General features: G+C 44.1%; 14 protein-coding genes. 7 read left to right on the forward strand and 7 right to left on the reverse strand.

Going from position 1 to position 15,217, the window contains the following annotated elements; genetic code table 11:
* The 5 genes from CXF82_RS16130 to hemC all read right to left on the reverse strand — a co-directional run.
* The coding region (locus CXF82_RS16130) for a retention module-containing protein (protein ID WP_145991697.1) at window positions 1-2,065 on the reverse strand (2,065 nt) is incomplete at its 3' end.
* Between the two features lie 281 nt (window positions 2,066-2,346).
* Complete coding sequence (locus CXF82_RS16135; RefSeq protein ID WP_102044559.1) at window positions 2,347-3,513, reverse strand: heme biosynthesis HemY N-terminal domain-containing protein; 1,167 nt, start codon at window positions 3,511-3,513, stop codon at window positions 2,347-2,349.
* Entirely contained in the window at window positions 3,513-4,664 is a 1,152-nt protein-coding gene (locus CXF82_RS16140) for a uroporphyrinogen-III C-methyltransferase (protein ID WP_102044560.1), read from the reverse strand. The genes CXF82_RS16135 and CXF82_RS16140 overlap by 1 nt, the downstream gene beginning before the upstream one ends.
* 66 nt (window positions 4,665-4,730) lie before the next feature.
* Window positions 4,731-5,459, reverse strand: a complete 729-nt coding sequence (locus CXF82_RS16145) for a uroporphyrinogen-III synthase (RefSeq protein ID WP_101089763.1) — start codon at window positions 5,457-5,459, stop codon at window positions 4,731-4,733.
* A gap of 9 nt (window positions 5,460-5,468) precedes the next feature.
* Window positions 5,469-6,401, reverse strand: a complete 933-nt coding sequence (gene hemC / locus CXF82_RS16150; RefSeq protein ID WP_101089764.1) for a hydroxymethylbilane synthase — start codon at window positions 6,399-6,401, stop codon at window positions 5,469-5,471.
* Window positions 6,402-6,618: 217 nt separating this feature from the next.
* Here hemC and CXF82_RS16155 point away from each other — a divergent pair, with 217 nt between their 5' ends.
* Window positions 6,619-9,024, forward strand: coding sequence for a class I adenylate cyclase (locus CXF82_RS16155; RefSeq protein ID WP_180961219.1), 2,406 nt, complete (start codon window positions 6,619-6,621; stop codon window positions 9,022-9,024).
* 51 nt (window positions 9,025-9,075) lie between these two features.
* On the opposite strand, the gene cyaY is transcribed toward CXF82_RS16155, so the two are convergent.
* A complete protein-coding gene (gene cyaY, locus CXF82_RS16160) occupies window positions 9,076-9,405 on the reverse strand; it encodes an iron donor protein CyaY (protein WP_101089766.1) in 330 nt (109 codons plus the stop codon).
* 433 nt (window positions 9,406-9,838) lie between these two features.
* On the opposite strand from cyaY, the gene CXF82_RS22375 reads away from it, so the two are divergent.
* From CXF82_RS22375 to CXF82_RS16185, 6 genes are all read left to right on the forward strand, one after another.
* Window positions 9,839-10,015 carry a hypothetical protein gene (locus CXF82_RS22375; protein ID WP_157822888.1) on the forward strand — a complete coding sequence of 59 codons (177 nt, stop codon included), beginning with the start codon at window positions 9,839-9,841 and terminating at the stop codon, window positions 10,013-10,015.
* Between the two features lie 4 nt (window positions 10,016-10,019).
* Entirely contained in the window at window positions 10,020-11,264 is a 1,245-nt protein-coding gene (gene lysA / locus CXF82_RS16165; RefSeq protein ID WP_102044562.1) for a diaminopimelate decarboxylase, read from the forward strand.
* 65 nt (window positions 11,265-11,329) lie between these two features.
* Complete coding sequence (gene dapF, locus CXF82_RS16170) at window positions 11,330-12,157, forward strand: diaminopimelate epimerase (RefSeq protein ID WP_101089768.1); 828 nt, start codon at window positions 11,330-11,332, stop codon at window positions 12,155-12,157.
* Window positions 12,154-12,786: a DUF484 family protein gene (locus tag CXF82_RS16175; protein ID WP_101089769.1), complete on the forward strand. Its 633-nt coding sequence runs from the start codon at window positions 12,154-12,156 to the stop codon at window positions 12,784-12,786. The genes dapF and CXF82_RS16175 overlap by 4 nt, the downstream gene beginning before the upstream one ends.
* A gap of 12 nt (window positions 12,787-12,798) precedes the next feature.
* The gene (xerC, locus tag CXF82_RS16180) at window positions 12,799-13,710 is read left to right on the forward strand and encodes a tyrosine recombinase XerC (RefSeq protein ID WP_102044563.1); all 912 of its coding nucleotides are present in this window, start codon (window positions 12,799-12,801) and stop codon (window positions 13,708-13,710) included.
* Complete coding sequence (locus tag CXF82_RS16185) at window positions 13,710-14,429, forward strand: HAD-IA family hydrolase (RefSeq protein ID WP_102044564.1); 720 nt, start codon at window positions 13,710-13,712, stop codon at window positions 14,427-14,429. The genes xerC and CXF82_RS16185 overlap by 1 nt, the downstream gene beginning before the upstream one ends.
* Before the next feature lie 47 nt (window positions 14,430-14,476).
* Here the strand turns inward: CXF82_RS16185 and ric are convergent, their stop codons facing one another.
* Window positions 14,477-15,184 (reverse strand): iron-sulfur cluster repair di-iron protein, encoded by a 708-nt coding sequence (gene ric / locus CXF82_RS16190; protein WP_101089772.1) that lies wholly within the window; start codon window positions 15,182-15,184, stop codon window positions 14,477-14,479.
* Window positions 15,185-15,217 lie beyond the last annotated feature (33 nt).

A 15,217-nucleotide genomic window follows, 5' to 3' on the forward strand; every position in this document is an offset into this window, starting at 1 on the left:
TGCCGCCCGTGGTGAGGCTGCCTGGCTCTGGATCATTACCGCCATCCATGACGCCCGCTTCTAGAACTTCGCCAGTCGCATCGGCAATGGTGGAAGTGATCAACGGAATATCGTTGGTGCCGGTGACAGTCACGGTGACAATTTGAGTGCTGAATGCACCAAACTCATCGGTGACGGTGACCAAGAAAGTCTCGTCGTGGGTTTCACCGGAGGCGAGTGCATCAACCAAGGCGTTATTAGCTAAAGTGTAGCTCCACACGCCGGTGCTGGCATTAATGCCGAAAGTACCATAGTCATTGACCTGAGGGACAAAATCCCAGCTCCAACTGGCTCCGTTATCGACATCACTGGCGGTTAACGTGCCGCCCGTGGTAAGGCTGCCTGGCTCTGGATCATTACCGCCATCTATGACGCCTGCTTCTAAGACTTCGCCAGTCGCATCGGCAATGGTTGAGGTAATGAGCGGAATATCGTTGGTGCCGGCCACTGTCACTGTGACCTGTTGGCTAGCCGACAATCCGTATTCATCTGTTACTGTTATATTAAAAGATTCGGTAACGATATCGCCAAAGGCTAAGCTATCAGCTAGTTCATTACTCAGTGTAAAAGACCAGACCCCGGTGTCTTCATCGAGAGTGAATAGTCCGTATGGGGTCTGAGCAGGGCTATCCAAACTCCATGTAAGCACGGCGCCATCATCAACATCCATCGCCGTTAACGTTCCGCTTGTTTGGGCTTGACCGGTTGTCTCAATATTGCCACCGACTAAAACTCCCGCTTCAATCACGTTACCCATGGCATCTTCCAATGAGGAGGTCACTTCTGGTGCGTCATTTTCTCCGGTAATAGTAATGATTAAGGTGAGAGAAACCTGATCACCGTCGGCATCTACCAGAAGGTAGTCAAACGATTCAAATACTTGATCACCCAACGCGAGAGCCTGTATATCGGTGGATTGCTCATTGAGGGTGTAGGTATAGCTGCCATCAGCAGCAATGGTTAATGATCCATAGTTTCCTGCAATTAAGTTTTCAGTGGCTAAATCTATTGAACCTGTCGCGGTGGATACTTGTGTCACCTCCGCTAGGTCAGCTCCTAAGGTATCGTTAGCTAAAACATTACCTAAAACGCCTTCAAGATTGTCTTCATTGATGGCATTTACATCGTCAAGACCCGATGGAGCATCATCAACAATACTGGCAGTGACGATTGCTGTTGTTATATCCCCTTGATTATCTGTTAATTGTACTAAGAATAGTTCTGATAAAATATCTGATTCACTATGGTCTAATGCACTATTAAGTGTGTAGCTGTAGGTGAGGATTGAATTAATTGGATCATAGCTAGAAATGACAAGTGAGCCGTGTTCACTGGGGATAGTGACGGGGCCAATAAAATTACCATCGACAAATACTTGGACACCGTTAATGGTTAATGCGTTTATTCCAGCTTGCACCGTGACAGAAACGCTTTCAGCTTGTGAAAGTGATGCGATTTGAGGCTCTGAGCCGTCAGAAAGATTTTTCTCAAATAACCGAACCGAACTTGTTGTAATCGTAGGCAGAGAAAACTGCTCTAAGAAGTTTGGTAATTCAGCTATACGAGTAGTTTGTACCTGTTCGAAACCGTCAGTGTTATGTCCTGCACCTGCAATAGTTTCGTCACCCGCACGGTTTACTGATACGAACCCTCCACCTTCATTTGCTGTCGGGCTCGCTTCGCCTGCAGCAGTATCGGGTAGGTTTAGAGTCGGATCTTCACCGCTTAAAATCTGTGCTTGTAACGCTGCAATTTCAGGGTCAATTGTTTCAGTTATTGTGTCAGTCGCTTCAAACCCTGAAGTCGTCACCTCGTTGTTGTCATTGAAGTCTATATGGGTGGCTGTTGTACCATCGCTGTACTGGAGTTTGAATGTTGCATCGACGGCGACATTAAACATAGTATTTTGGCGTAAGGTATCACCCACTTTTAATGAGACCATCTCACCTTGATCGTTTTGGCTGCTAATGACGCCAGAAAGCTCAACAATGGTGGCATCCTGCTTTGAAATATATGTACCCATCATGATTTACTCTACTATCTCATCCGTGAGCTAAATGGAGGATAGTCAGTACTTAGTCATTTTAAATTATTGTACTGACAGTACAAATTTCGTACGTCATTGAAGCGTTGTCAAATAAGCTAAAGTCAAGGTGGGTAAGCGATATGTTTACTGGGTTTGATACCCATTTTTAAAAATTAACTTTATCAACTAGCTAGCTTTGAATAGGGTTTTAGAGGAATTGTTTAAAAGTCAAAAAGCCACTTAAAAGTGGCTTTTATATTCAAAATAAATATAAGCGTTAGCTACATTTTTGCAGCGTTACGTCGAGTTTGTAGTGCTCTGTTAAGTTCGCCTTGATGCTCTTGAGCATCGGCGAGAGCATACAAGTTAGTTATATCATCTTGCAGGTAGCATGCTTTTTGCCACCATATTTTAGCATTGTGGTAGTCGTGATTTTGATGATAGAGCTTAGCTAAACAGATTTGGTAATCAACATTGTCTTCAAAGTGAGATTCAAGCGCGAGTAGCTGTTTTTTAGCTTCAACATCTGCCGGTAAAAGCACTTGTGAAAACGCTTCGAAGATAGGCTTTGAAGGCGCTGCTTTGAGTTGCTTTTGCAGCAACTTTATCGCTTGCTCTTTTTGACCGAAACGGTTTAATCCAATGGCGTATTCTGCAATATAGTCTGCTTGTTTTCTTTCGCCCCGAGATAACCAATGCCAGCATTTTTCCAATTCTTGCTCATTGGTTTTCGATGCGCTTTGCAGTAAGGCAATATTGGTCTCGAGCGAGAGCGTATTAAAGGCTTCTTCAGTAAGGATCTGCTTTTTACTGATAATAGGTAAGATTAACTTAAGTGCCTGCCAGTCTTGTTGTGCTTGGTATAGATCTACAGCAAGTTTTAAAACAGGGACTTTACTCTTACTGGTCGGGTTTAATTTTTCTAGCTCCTTTCGGGCTAAATCGAGCTCACCTTGTTGTAATAAATAACGGGTACGAGTAGTACTTACAGCTTTGACCGCTAACGGTTCCAGTTCCGCTTTTGCTAAATATTCATCACGAGCACTAATGTTATTTTGATGCTGAGCAGCACGGGCTGCAGCAAGTAGGTTTAGCGCGGGTATCTCACCTTTTTCTGCGCCTTTAACCATGGCTTTTTCTGCGGCTGGCCAATCTTCTTCTGCTAAGGCTAGGGCGCCCATAAGGGTATGCTTTCTTGCCGCCTTTTTGCGCCATTTTTCAGGTAAAAGGCGACTACCAATAATAAGGTTAAGCACCCACACAACTACAAATTCAACCACTTGTAGCAGACTGTAAAATACAATGAGTGCGATAAAAGCAAATACAATACTGGTTTCAGCTTGGTAGTCTCCAAGGGCAATATAAAGGTATCCTTTATTGCCAGCGAGGAAAGGGCTTACACATAATCCAAGTAAAATAATGCCAAGATAGACGAGAGCACGAACCATTATTGTGTCTCCTCAGTCATCAAGTCACCGTATGTCACCAATTGATTTAGTAAGTTAGATGAGTCAAAGCGCTCAATTGACGCAGTTTGAATTTTTAAGGTTTTCAGTGCGTCGAGTGTGGCTAACGCATCAATGACATGTTGATCTTCTAGGTCAAAATATTGGTAAACCCACTTTCTAGCTAATTTAACCGAGTTGCGGTAATTGACTTGATCTTGTCTGTAAAGCGCGAGTTGAGCTTGTAGTAACTTGTTACGTGTATTTTCAACTAGATACCACTGTTGATCAGGCTCTAACAGTGGTGCGGCATCTGTGGTTCGCTTTCTAATAATGACAAAGTCATCGATGAGTGCTTGCCAAGATCTGGCGAGATTTGATTGCCAGTCATCCAGTGAGCCACTTACTTCGGTGTCTTTTAGTTCTTCTGCTGAAAAATGAGTCTCAGCGCGATTTAGCGGTAAGGTTTCTAGCCCTTCAATAAGCGTATCTAGGGTTAATACAGTGCCTGCTATATCGGTATTTTTTATTGATGCGGTTGCTGCTATATCATTTGCTAATGCCTTTCTTAATGGCATTAAAGAGGGATCGCGCATTGACTTAATGCGTTCATCCGCAGCCTTCAGTAAGCTCGTTGCTGTACTTGGATCTTGCTCAAGCCATAACTTCTGCCCTGCGAGTCTGACGAGGTATTTAGCTTCTTCTGCTCGCCAGTGATTGGGGTTACGTTGAGCAATAATCGATACGCGTTCTTGCAACTGCTCTTGCTCGCTTTGAGCGGCTGAAAGGGCTAAATCTACATTAGATTTGAACTGGACTTGTTGCTGTTCTAAAAAAGCGATCCGTTGATTTGGCTGAACAAGTTCTGCTTGTATTTTTTGCTCTAAAGCCAGCGACTGTGCTTTTTGGGCTTCGAGCTGTTGATAAAGATAATACCCGCCTGCCGCCGCTGCAAAAGAGACCATCAGCAAAATAAAGAGGGTAATAATAATCCCCCAAGGAGCTGATTGATTAGATTCAATCGGCGTGTCTTTGACAGCATGCTGTGCGGTACTGGTTTGTGGCTCTGACTTCGCGTCGATAACAGGCTGCGCCGCAATGGTTGTTTCAGGGCTTGGCTCGCTAGAGCTGACGTCAGTGTGCTTGTTTTCCATTAAACAGTCCTTGAAAGCGATGATGCTGCAGTAAAACGAGTACATTACTAATGTTAGTGTGACAGGCTATAAAGATAGCGCAGTCAGCATGGCATTAGTATTAGCGGCTTTAGCATTGGTTACGGTACTTAGACCGTATGCGATAGCTTTGTCATATACTCGGGAGCTTGGGACTATAATATGACAAGTTTGCAGCCATGCAAATAGTTCATTTGGAACAGTTTTGACGAGGTTATCGAGTATATCGCCACTGGTGATGATGATAGTGTCTATACCGAAGGTTTGCCATTGTTGGCAAATATTGGAAATATCTAACTCAGGACAGCCTCTTTGATAGACTTCCCAGTAACTCAAATTGGCTTTTCGTTGGCAAAGTTCAAGCGCTAAATCTTCTCGACCACCCACGCCACGCACAATGACAATATTTTTATCATCCACATGTTTTAGTGTTGCTAAACTGAGTAACCCTTCCGTTTGTTGGCAATCCGCAGGGGCTTTTTCGGCGTTAATACCAAGTGCTTTTAAGGCTAAATAGGTGGCTTCGCCAACGGCAAAGTATTGTGCCGATGATGGCCATTTATCAGTAATTGCAGTTGATGCGAATTTGACAGCATTGGTACTAATGAAGATGAAGATATCAGCTTGCTGTAACGCGCTATCAATCTGTTGAGCGTCAAGGTTTGAAGTGGGTTTTACGTGTAATAAAGGCGTCGTAAGGTAAGAGACGTTTCTTAACGATAACGCCTCTTCCATTAACTGATTACGCCCTTGAGGGCGTGTCAGTAGTACTTTCATCAATACGATTTACGCTTTTGCATATACAGCATCAAGAATTGTTTTAGCGCCTTTGGCTAGCAACTCTTCAGCAAGTGCTATACCCAGCTTTTCCGCGTCGTCTTTATGGCCAGATGAAGCCGCTTCAATAATTTGGCTACCATCTGGGTTACCGACTAGACCACGAAGATTTAATATGTCGCCGTCAAGCTCTGCATAAGCACCAATGGGGACTTGGCAGCCACCTTCAAGGCGAGTATTCATTGCGCGCTCAGCAGTGACGCGAAGACGAGTTTCTAAATGCTCAAGTGGGGCTAGTAGCGCTTTTACGCGTGTATCAGCGGTACGACATTCAATACCGACGGCGCCTTGGCCATTAGCGGGTAATGAGTCTTCAGCAGAGATAAAGCTGGTAATTCTGCTTTCAAGTTTTAAACGCTTAAGGCCTGCTGCTGCAAGGATAATCGCATCATAGTTACCCGCATCTAGCTTAGCTAAGCGCGTACCAACGTTACCACGTAGATCTTTGATTTGAAGATCTGGACGTGCTGCACGAATTTGGCATTGACGACGCAAGCTAGAAGTACCAACAACCGCACCTTGAGGCAGTTCATTAATGCTCTTAAAGTCATTTGAAACAAATGCGTCACGGGGATCTTCACGCTCACAAATGACTTCAAGACCTAAGCCTTCAGGAAAGTCGACAGGAACGTCTTTCATTGAATGAACGGCGATATCGGCTCTGTCTTCTAGTATGGCCACTTCAAGTTCTTTCACGAACAAGCCTTTACCACCCACTTTAGCAAGAGGCGTATCTAAGATGATGTCACCTTTAGTGCTCATAGGCAGCAATTCAACGGTGAGGCCTTGATGGATTCTTTCCAGTTCAGCTTTCACAAATTCAGCTTGCCACATGGCAAGAGGGCTCTTACGTGTTGCGATACGAATTACATTTTGAGACATGCAGAATATTCCATCTTAGATCTTAGTTGCACCAATGCTAACATTGCCCGAAAGCAGATGTAACGTTATGCTGCTAATTCTTTGAAGTACACCCCGTTATATCCCGTTAGAAAGTGTGATCTTGATCACGCTCGCTTGCCGTTGAACATTTTGACGTATACATTAGGCATAGCAATTTATATTAAGGAGTGGACTCAGTTTGGCAGAAAAGCTCGATATGCTCGAATGTGCAGCTGAAAGATTGGATTGTATTCGATATGCGCGAGCGAGCGCGTTATTGTCGCCACTTAAACGGTATTTGCTACGCCTAATCCCCGTTTTATTACACCATCATTCAGATAAACTCCCCGGTTATAATGGACCGCTTACGCCCAATGGGATTTTTGATTTCCATTTAAATGCGGAAGATTTTGAAGCTTGTGACACCCTCGATATTACCGTGCCGCCCAATGCCATTAAGCCTAACGCGCTTATAGAGGGTGTTTATAGTATGGGGAGCACGGCTAGCTTTGGGCAAAATTCTCAAAGTGATATTGATGTTTGGCTGATCCACAATAAGTCGATGAGTCAGAGCCAATGTGAGTTATTAGCGCAGAAAGCGAGTTTGTTAACCCAGTGGTTCGCGCAATTTGATTTCGAAGTGAATATCTATTTAGTGCATCCTCAACAATTCGTTATGGGCCAAGATGATCAAAAAGATCTGTACAACAGTATGGGCCATGAGCATAGCGGTAGTGCGCAACATTGGTTGTTGCTTGAAGAGTTTTACCGTAGTCATTTTAAATTAGCCGGAAAGGTGATTGCGTGGTGGCCACAAGCCAAAAAAAGAGCCCATTTACTATCGCTTGGTGATGCTCGGGCATTACCCGCTAGCGAATATTTTGGGGCATCATTGTGGCAGCTATATAAGGGAGTAGAAAAACCGCATAAGGCGTTGCTAAAGGTTCTGCTTTTAGAAGCTTACGCAAGTGAATACCCTCATACTCGTTTAGTGAGTGACCGCATTTGGAAGCGCACTCTAGAGGGCGACTTTTCTGCAGGAAACGATGCTTATTATCTATTGTACGAGTCTATTGAAACTTATTTACTAAAGTTGGGTGATGCGAGAAGACTTGAGATCACTCGTCGTTGCTTTTATCTTAAATGCGGTGTGAGGCTCAGTTTCTCTGAACAAGCAAAAGATTGGCGTTATTACAAAATACATCAACTGGTTGAAAACTGGGGCTGGGCAGCAAGCTTAGTTGAAACACTCGATAATTGTGAGTATTGGCATTGTGGTCAGTTGCAGTGGTTTAATGAGCAACTTAATGAGCTAATGCTGGGGAGTTATCAAACGCTGTTGCACTTTGCTTCTGCGCATCGCTTGAGTGAGAGCCTGAGGATTTCAGAATTAGGTCTGTTGACCCGTAAGTTACATACCTACTTTAGTGAAGATGAGCATCAAATTATGACGCTTAATCAACTCTGGAGCCGCTCAATTACAGAAGATCATCTTTCGATTATCTATAGTGAACAGGACAAAAATTACTATTTATATCGATGTGCACCCAATCCCAAACAATTTCTGCAACACAGTGCGGTTTACCATTCCAAGAGCAAAGCTAAGTTGTTGGTGTGGGCGTCACTCAATTGCATTTCAGTGCAAAGCACTCGCTGGTATGAAGTTAAAAAGAGCAAGCGCAGAGCTGAGTTTTTAACTCGAGCGGCCAGGCGTCTTGATGGCTTGATCGATCTTGCTTCAATGAAAGTATCAAAAATGGCGCTTTGTCAGCCTTGGCATTTTAAGAAATTGGTATTTCTGCTCAACTTTAATAGTGATCCAACAGAGCAGTGGCTTGGCCAAGAGATAATGGCTGATTATTTGAATAGTAATATTTTTTCAATGGGCAAGCATAAAACCAATATGCTGGGGTCTATTGATGTTATTAGTTTAAATAGTTGGGGAGAGTGGCATTGTAATCATTTTGAAGGCGAGAAAGCGATTTTAGAAGCGCTGGCTTCAGTGACTCCCGGAATGAGAAGGGCGACGCACGAGGTGTGCATTGAGGTTATTAGCTGCTCAAGTAAGCTTCGCTCGCAAACTGAACGCAGCGTTAAAAACCTGCTAGACAGGGCGGTTCGTTTAACGGATCAAGCTCAAGATTCATCTACCTTGGTTTATCCACTCAAAGTGGGTCCCATCCGCTATGGTATCTTCTTTAATAATCGCGGTATGCATTTCGAAAACCTAAGCGATGCAAAGTCCTTTTACCAGCAGCTTTCAAAAAGAAAATTGGTTGAAATACCGCGACCTGAACTCGGCAATGAACCTTTTTCAAAGCTCCCCTCGGTTATTCAGGACTATGCCGCAAAAGGGGCGGTTCAGTACTTTTTACGCCAACGTGTAGAAGGACTCGATGTGTTTATTCTAGATGAGAATAATGCGTTAAATCATTATGTTCAAGAGGGAGCTGATGTCGAAGGCTTGGTGAGCCAGGTGAGTCATCATCACGCATTTAATGACTCAACATTAGAGAAAGAACAGTTTAATATGCCACAGTTTTTTAAATTGGAACGCGTCAAAGGCCAGCTTATTGCGTTGCCTTTTGGTGTTTCAAAGGAGGCTTACGAGGTGGAGTTTTAAGTTTGGATGGAGGTTTTATAAAAAGAGGAGTTTCCTCCTCCTTAATAAACACTAGATATCTAGCTTTAGCCCACTTTGCTTGAAAATAGATTCGATAACAAACGGCATGAATTCAGTGTCGTTACGCTGATCTAACCATTTACCTTCAATGTAGGCAAAGTGATAACCACCAAACTGCGTTGCTAACCAAATCTCATGCATTGGCTCTTGCTTATTGATCACTATCTTAGAGTTGCCGTTAAATTCTAATTGTAAGACATTACCAGAACCATCGACATCGACGTCAGCATCTTGCTCGTCAATAAGAACCTCTAACGCATTATCAATTGCTTGAAACATTTCATCGGCAAGTTGATGAAATTCGAAATCTGTTATAGCCATGCTAATTATTCCTCAGATTTTTAAGATTGCAGTTAATGTAGCTAATACTACCAATCCAATCTGCGATTACCAATCACATTAATTTTAGGGTTATTGGGTTTTGATGTATTAATACGTAATATATAAAATTTAAGTAACTGTTTAATATCGGTTTAACCCAGTCGTTCACCTGAGTTGTAACACCTGTTTGATACAGTAAAATATCGATAAATAAGCGACTAGTGCCTATTAACCCATCACATGGCTATCTTTTAGGTGTTTATCTTAGTAAAACAGCCCCTAAATAACTGTAGAAACAGCGGATATAAATGCGTTATAGGCTTGACTGATAATGGCCTTGTCTGCAAACATCAAGAATAACTATTTTTGCCACACAGCAGGACATTGATATGGGTTGCTCCTGTCTTAGGTCATTGCGCTAAAGGGTCAACCGATGTTGAAAAAAATGAGGCTGTTTTTGTTGGTCGGGCTTGGTAGCCTAGTACTTTTAGGTTGTGGGCAAAAAAGTGCGTTATTTAGAGCGCCGCCGCAAGATGTTAATCAAGCAGAGCAGGATCAAAAGTCGCCAGACGTAGAGCCTAAGCCAAGCGAAGAAAGTAACAAGGACTAAAGACGTGGATCATTTTATATATCAAGCAGAAGAGCTTTACGCCGAACAATGTCAGGTGGCCGAGTTAGCTAAGCAACATGGCACACCTCTTTATATCTATTCGCGAGCAACGCTGGAGCGACATTGGCATGCTTTTGATAATGCGGTTGCTAATCATCCACATCTTATCTGTTATGCGGTTAAAGCGAATTCAAATATTGCAGTATTGAATGTGCTTGCACGTTTGGGCAGCGGTTTTGATATTGTCTCAGGCGGCGAACTTGCTCGAGTGATTGAGGCCGGTGGCGATCCGGCTAAAGTGGTGTTCTCAGGCGTAGGTAAAACGGTCGCCGAGATGGAGATGGCGTTAGAGATTGGTATCTACTGCTTTAACGTAGAGTCTGCCGCTGAACTGGAACAATTAAGTATCGTTGCACATCGAATGGGCAAGATAGCGCCGGTGTCTTTGCGGATCAATCCAGACGTTGATGCGGGCACGCACCCTTACATCTCAACCGGGCTTAAAGAGAATAAGTTTGGTATTGCGATGGAAGAGGCTGAAACTATTTTCTTACGTGCCAAAGTGTTGCCAGCGTTAGACATTAAAGGTGTTGATTGCCATATCGGTTCTCAGTTAACTGAGATTAAGCCGTTTCTAGATGCAATGGATCGCATGTTGGCTTTAATCGATCGTTTAGCGGATCTAGGGGTCGAGATTAAGCATTTCGATGTCGGTGGCGGTCTTGGTGTCACTTACGATGATGAGTTACCACCACAACCCGACGTCTATGCCGCAGCATTACTCGAGCGTTTAGGTGAGCGAGATCTTAAGCTAATTTTCGAACCCGGTAGAGCGATTGCAGCTAACGCCGGTATTTTTGTCACTCAGGTGCTATACCTCAAAGAGAACAGCGAAAAGCGCTTTGCCTTAGTTGATGGTGCCATGAACGATTTAATTAGACCGGCGTTATACAGCGCGTGGCAAAAAATTATCCCGGCTATTGACCGTGGCGGCCAGACGCAAAGCTACGATGTGGTGGGACCTGTGTGTGAAACCGGCGACTTTTTAGGTAAAGATCGTCAGCTTAATGTGCAAGCGGGTGACTATTTAGCCATTCGTTCTTCAGGCGCATATGGTTTTACCATGGCGTCGAACTACAATTCACGGCCGCGAGCGGCAGAATTGATGGTTGATGGTGAGAATGCGTACGTGATCCGAGAAAGAGAAAAGCTTGCCCAATTGTGGCAAGGTGAACAATTACTACCGTAAACTCGATCAATAGAATGTAGCGTGATGGACACCGTCCGCTACGGTTACCTTTAAGGAAGTCCATCTTGATTCAATTCACTAAGATGCACGGTTTAGGCAATGACTTTATGGTTGTTGATGGGGTCACACAAAATGTGTTCTTCTCACCGGATCAGATCCGACGTCTAGCAGACCGAAATTTTGGCATCGGCTTCGATCAATTATTATTGGTTGAACCCCCGTACGATCCGGATCTTGATTTTCATTATCGAATTTTTAATGCCGATGGAAGTGAAGTGGAGCAATGCGGTAATGGCGCCCGTTGTTTTGCTCGATTCGTGAGCAATAAAGGCTTAACGCAAAAGCATAAAATCCGTGTGAGTACCTCGTCAGGCAAGATTACCTTGAGACTGGAGCGAGACGGTAAAGTCACGGTTAACATGGGCGTGCCCGTGCTCGAACCGGCTAAAATACCTTTTAACGCAAAAAAGGTGGAAAAGACCTACTTGCTAATGGCGTCCTCAGCGACTTACCTTTGTGGTGCTGTATCGATGGGCAACCCACACTGTGTGATTGACGTTGCTGATGTGGCAAATACTGATGTCGATACTATTGGCGCAGAGTTGACCCAACATGAGCGTTTTCCTAAAGGGGTTAATGTTGGCTTTATGGAAGTGGTTAACGCTGGCTATATCAAACTGCGCGTTTATGAGCGCGGCGCAGCTGAAACATTAGCCTGTGGCACTGGGGCATGTGCTGCGGTGGTGGTGGGTATTTTACAGGGTAAGCTAGACAGAAATGTACGCGTTGATCTGCCTGGTGGCACATTAATGATCAACTGGGATGGCGAAGGTAAGCCGTTATGGATGACTGGGCCTGCAGAGCACGTTTATGATGGACAAATTCCTCAATGACAGATAACACCATGAAGCAACCGCCGTTTGACGAGATCTTGATCCGAGAATACCTGCTGGATAACCCTGATTTTTTTAGCCGTTACCCTGAGTTATTGATTGCGATGCGTATTCCCCATGCTGAACGAGGAGCCGTTTCATTGGTTGAACGTCAGCAAGAATCATTACGTCAGCGAGTCGCGCAGCTTGAAGAGGAGATCACCGCTCTACTGTCAATGGCGTCACGTAACGAGCAGATCTACATGTTTAACAGTGCATTGTCGATGCAGATGCTAAAATGCGAAGATATGGGCGAGTTGCGTCAGGTATTATCAAGCGGCTTAAAAGAGCAGTTTCAATTTAGCCATGTTCGATTAATCACCGTGCATGACATCGACAGTGCGTTGTCTCATATTTGGAGAAAGCGTTTAGATTCAGGTTATTATTTTGGTCGATTAACCATTGAAGAGTCGAAACGTTTGTTTGGTTCCGAGGTCGGCTCAGTCGCTTTATCTCGTTTGTCTAACGAGTGTGGTCAAGTGATATTTGCTATTGCAAGTTCAGATCCTATGCACTTTCATCCCGATATGGATCATCTATTACTTTCTCAACTCAAGCAGTTATTGGACCATCAGTTGTCTAAAATTTAACAGAGAGGCTTTATGGCTGACAATGTATCTTCGGGCACGTCACCTTGGCTTATCGATTTTGAGCGTTACCTGAAAACCGAACGACAAGTGTCAGCCTACACCGTGAGAAATTACTTGTTTGAGCTGAAACGTGTTGAAACATTGTTTTCAGTTAATGATAGCTGGCTAGACTTACAACATGAGTCACTGCAAGCCATACTTGCTAAACTACACCGTCAAGGATTAAGCCCTCGCTCTTTGTCTCTGACGCTGTCATCGATTAAGCAATTTTTCGATTTCCTGCTAAGAGAGCAACAGATCTCGGTTAACCCCGCACTTAACCTTAGGTCCCCGAAGCAAGGCAAACCTTTACCTAAAAATATGGATATTGATTCCGTTACCCATCTACTCGAAATCGATGCTAATGACCCATTAAGCTATCGAGACAAGGCGATAATGGAGCTGTTTTACTCCTCTGGTTTACGACTTGCAGAGCTTGCAGCACTAGATGTTGTTGATATTAAGTTTTCACAAGCGCAAGTCAAAGTGTTGGGCAAGGGCAGTAAAGAGCGCATCGTACCAATTGGTAAGTTAGCATTGGTTGCGATCACACAATGGCTTGATATTCGGCGTGCTATTGCCTGTGAGGACGACGCTCTGTTTGTGACGGCAAAGGGCCGCCGCTTAGCTCACCGTAGTATTCAAGCAAGGCTGGCTAAGTGGGGCCAAGAGCAGACGCTGGGCATTAAAGTACATCCACACAAGTTACGTCACTCGTTTGCGACCCACATGCTTGAATCCAGTGCTGACTTACGTGCAGTACAGGAGCTGCTTGGACATGCCAATCTGTCGACTACCCAAATCTATACTAGCCTTGATTTTCAACATTTAGCGAAGGTGTATGATGGCGCGCATCCACGAGCGAAAAAGGGCGGTCACAAATAATGATTATCTCTATTCGACCGCAAGCCTTTAGCGTGATTAGCTTTGATCTGGATGATTGTCTCTACGACAATCGACCCATCATTGCCCAAGCTGAAGCAGCCATGCAACAGTTTTTATTGCAGCATTATCCTCGCTCGACCCAATGGCAACTCAGTGATTGGCGTCAGCTTAAAATGAGCTTATTGGCTGAGCAGCCAGCGCTAAAACACGACACCAGTTTAGCGCGATTGATCTTGCTACAGCATGGGTTAATCGCTCTGGGTTATTCGGCTGAAGAAGCTAAAAAAGGTGCCAAAGCTGGGTTAGAGCACTTTAGATTTTATCGCAGTAATTTTAGTGTGTCGAAAGAGGTTATCGTATTACTGACTTTGCTGAAACAGCACTATCGTTTAATCGCCATCAGTAACGGTAACGTCGATTATCAACGTATAGGATTGGGTGACATATTTGAATTTGCGCTGAGTCCGGGTAATGGATTAAAGCAGAAGCCGGCAAAAGACATGTTTGTTCACGCGGCTCAGAAGCTGGGAACCCCACTGTCCAGTATTCTTCATGTTGGCGATAGCGCCAAAAGTGATGTTGATGGAGCAAGAAAGGCTGGCTGCCAAGCAGTATGGCTAAATCCTGGTTTTGGCGCTAAAGAATACGCTAAGGCGCATCAACAGCTAGCGCATATTACTCTCTCTGATATTCAGTTACTAAAGTGCTTAATTAATTAGATCATATCGATAAGCCAGCTTAACGAGTAAGCTGGCTTAAAATATGTCTATGCCGTTAGTGCAATTGCCTGCGGAAACAAAATAGTATTTTCGATGTGAATATGTTGTTTTAAATCCGCTTCAAATTCTGCAAGAGTCGCATAACAAACTCGCCATGTGGTACAGGCATGTGCTGGCGGTTGAAAACCATTTGTAAGCTCGCTTATCTTGTCAAATACCTGCAGTGCATCATCATGCTCATGCAGCATGGCATTAATCGGGTTGCTGATATGGCCGAAACACGTTTGCGTTTGTGCTTGGTTGTACAGGCCTTGAATTGCCGGAAACAAGATCTGCTCCTCTTTCATTAAATGTGGCATCAAATCATCGACTAATGCATTGATCCAACCTGCTAGTGGCTTAATTTCACTGTGTTTCTCACCATGAGCACGGACCATTTTTTGACTGTATTCAACGAGCAGCGGAGCCTTTTCTCTAACATAGCTATGGTGAGTAGCTTCAATGTAAGTGAGTAAATCTGGCAGTGGCAACTGTGCTAGTCCTTGCTCTGTATCCACATTTGAATCTAAGCTTTGCAGCGCACTTAATACGGCCTCAGCATCTGCATCAAAACGACCTATTGCGCGTTCAAGTGAGATCCCGCCGCCACAGCAGAAGTCGATGCCAAATTGACTGAAAATATGAGCGGTACGAAAATCGTTAGCAACTAACTCTCCAACACGGGTAGCTAGCAGAACTTCTTTTGATTGAGACATGATGGCACTCCAACAACTGCAAATAATATAACA

This window comes from Shewanella sp. GutDb-MelDb, assembly GCF_002836075.1.
GTDB lineage: Bacteria > Pseudomonadota > Gammaproteobacteria > Enterobacterales > Shewanellaceae > Shewanella.